Raw genomic sequence first — 3,048 nt, forward strand, 5'->3', positions numbered from 1 at the left:
TATCTTAATTCATAACAAGTGTGCAGAAAATTGAGTGTGTAGACCATTGGTAAGTTTTCGGGCAATTAGTACAGCTCAGCTATGTCATTTCTGACTTTACACCTGCTGCCTATCAACGTCATCGTCTCTGACGGCCCTATTTGGAAGTCTCATCTTGGAGGGAGTTTCGCACTTAGATGCTTTCAGCGCTTATCTCTTCCCGACGTAGCTACCCGGCAATGCAATTGGCATCACAACCGGTACACCAGCGGTCAGTCCAACCCGGTCCTCTCGTACTAAGGTCAGGTCTCCTCAAACTTCCCACGCCCGCAACAGATAGGGACCGAACTGTCTCACGACGTTCTGAACCCAGCTCGCGTGCCACTTTAATGGGCGAACAGCCCAACCCTTGGGACCTTCTCCAGCCCCAGGATGTGACGAGCCGACATCGAGGTGCCAAACCTCCCCGTCGATATGAGCTCTTGGGGGAGATCAGCCTGTTATCCCCAGAGTACCTTTTATCCTTTGAGCGACGGCCCTTCCATACGGTACCGCCGGATCACTATACCCGTGTTTCCACCCTGCTCGGCTTGTCGGCCTTACAGTCAAGCTCCCTTATGCTATTGCACTCCACGTACGGTTACCAAGCGTACTGAGGGAACCTTTGGAAGCCTCCGTTATCCTTTTGGAGGCGACCACCCCAGTCAAACTACCCACCAAGCAATGTCTCCCAGTTTTGGGATTAGATACCAAGCAAACAAAGGGTGGTATTTCAACGGCGACTCCTCAACGCCTAGCGACGCCAATTCACAGTCTCCCACCTATCCTACACATCGTTTACCCAATACCAATACTAAGCTGCAGTAAAGGTTCATGGGGTCTTTCCGTCCCGTTGCGGGTACGCGGCATCTTCACCGCGACTACAATTTCACCGAGCTCATGGCTGAGACAGTGCCCAGATCGTTACACCATTCGTGCAGGTCGGAACTTACCCGACAAGGAATTTCGCTACCTTAGGACCGTTATAGTTACGGCCGCCGTTTACCGGGGCTTCAATTCAGACCTTCGCTTACGCTAAGCCCCCCTCTTAACCTTCCGGCACCGGGCAGGTGTCAGGCCTTATACTTCGTGTTTCCACTTCGCAAAGCCATGTGTTTTTGCTAAACAGTCGCCTGGGCCTTTTCACTGCGGCCTCCCACACCGAAGTGTGGGGAGGCGCCCCTTCTCCCGAAGTTACAGGGCCATTTTGCCGAGTTCCTTAGCCATGATTCACTCGAGCACCTCAGGATTCTCTCCTTGACCACCTGTGTCGGTTTGCGGTACGGGTCAATATGCGCTTAACGCTAGAAGTTTTTCTTGGAAGCACTTAGGACAACTATCCGATTGTCCGTAGACGCTCGGTACTATCACCTTCGGCTAAAACCACGCATTTAACTATGGTTCCAATACCTACAAGCTTTAACCCGGTATTCCGTCACCGGGCGTGTCTTTCATCACTCCGTCACTCCATCACCTGCATATCAAGTATGGAAATATTAATCCATTTGCCATCGACTACGCCTCTCGACTTCGCCTTAGGTCCCGACTGACCCTGATCCGATTAGCGTTGATCAGGAAACCTTGGTCTATCGGTGTGCGGGTTTCTCGCCCGCATTATCGTTACTTATGCCTACATTTGCTTTTCCAAAAGCTCCAGTGCACATCGCCATGCACATTCACTGCCGTTGGAATGCTCCCCTACCACTGATATATAAATATCAATCCTACGCTTCGGTATTACACTTGATGCCCGATTATTATCGACGCCCTGCCGCTCGACCAGTGAGCTGTTACGCACTCTTTAAAGGAATAGCTGCTTCCAAGCTAACCTCCTGGCTGTCTCTGCAGCTGGACCACCTTTGTTCAACTTAGTGTAAATTTTGGGACCTTAGCGGTAGGTCTGGGTTCTTTCCCTCTCGGACACGGACCTTAGCACCCATGCCCTCACTGCCGTTACTATATGCCGGCATTCGGAGTTCGTCAGGATTTGGTAGGATATGACTCCCCCTAGTCCTATCGGTAGCTCTACCTCCGGCATACATTCCACGACGCTGTTCCTAAAAACATTTCGGGGAGTACGAGCTATTTCTCAGTTTGATTGGCCTTTCACCCCTACCCACAGATCATCCGGAAACTTTTCAACGTTTATCGGTTCGGTCCTCCACTCTGTTTTACCAGAGCTTCAACCTGTCCATGGGTAGATCACAAAGTTTCGCGTCTACCGCCACTGACTCTAACGCCCTGTTCAGACTCGCTTTCGCTCCGGCTGCGGACCTTAAATCCTTAACCTTGCCAGTGACGAGTAACTCGTAGGCTCATTATGCAAAAGGCACGCCGTCACCCAACTAATGGGCTCCGACCGCTTGTAAGCGCACGGTTTCAGGTTCTATTTCACCCCGTTATTCACGGTACTTTTCACCTTTCCCTCACGGTACTTGTTCACTATCGGTCTCTCAGGAGTATTTAGCCTTTCCGGATGGTGCCGGATAATTCAATCGGGATTTCTCCTGTCCCGACCTACTCAGGATACCAGCCAAAATATTCATCCTTCCGGTAAGGGACTATCACCCTCTATGGTCTGCCTTCCCAGACAGTTCCCGTCAAATTCATACTCTTTATGCCGGTCCTATAACCCCGGACCTGCCGTAACAGATCCGGTTTGGGCTCGTCCGATTTCGCTCGCCACTACTCTCGGAATCACTGTTGTTTTCTCTTCCTCCGGGTACTTAGATGTTTCAGTTCCCCGGGTTTGCCTTCCTTACGGAATACCCGCCGTGGCGGGTGGGTTGCCCCATTCGGATATCTACGGATCAATTCCTCTTGCGGATCCCCGTAGCTTTTCGCAGCTTGTCACGTCCTTCTTCGCCTCTGAGAGCCTAGGCATCCCCCGTACGCCCTTATTTACTTACTCTAATCAGGATCCCCCTTTTGCAATTAGGACCCCGACGGTCTTGCTTGCAATCTCTTGCAAACACTCAATTCTCTGCTCAACTTGTCAATGAACTTTTTATATATAATCACCTTTGTGAT

The 3,048-nt window shown here is 51.0% G+C and carries 1 rRNA gene; it reads right to left on the reverse strand.

Features of this window, described 5'->3' with window-relative positions:
- Positions 1-45: 45 nt before the first annotated feature.
- Positions 46-2,929, reverse strand: a 23S ribosomal RNA gene (locus tag IEV57_RS19150).
- Positions 2,930-3,048: the final 119 nt, after the last annotated feature.

It is taken from the genome of Belliella aquatica (assembly GCF_014637795.1).
GTDB classification, from domain to species: domain Bacteria; phylum Bacteroidota; class Bacteroidia; order Cytophagales; family Cyclobacteriaceae; genus Belliella; species Belliella aquatica.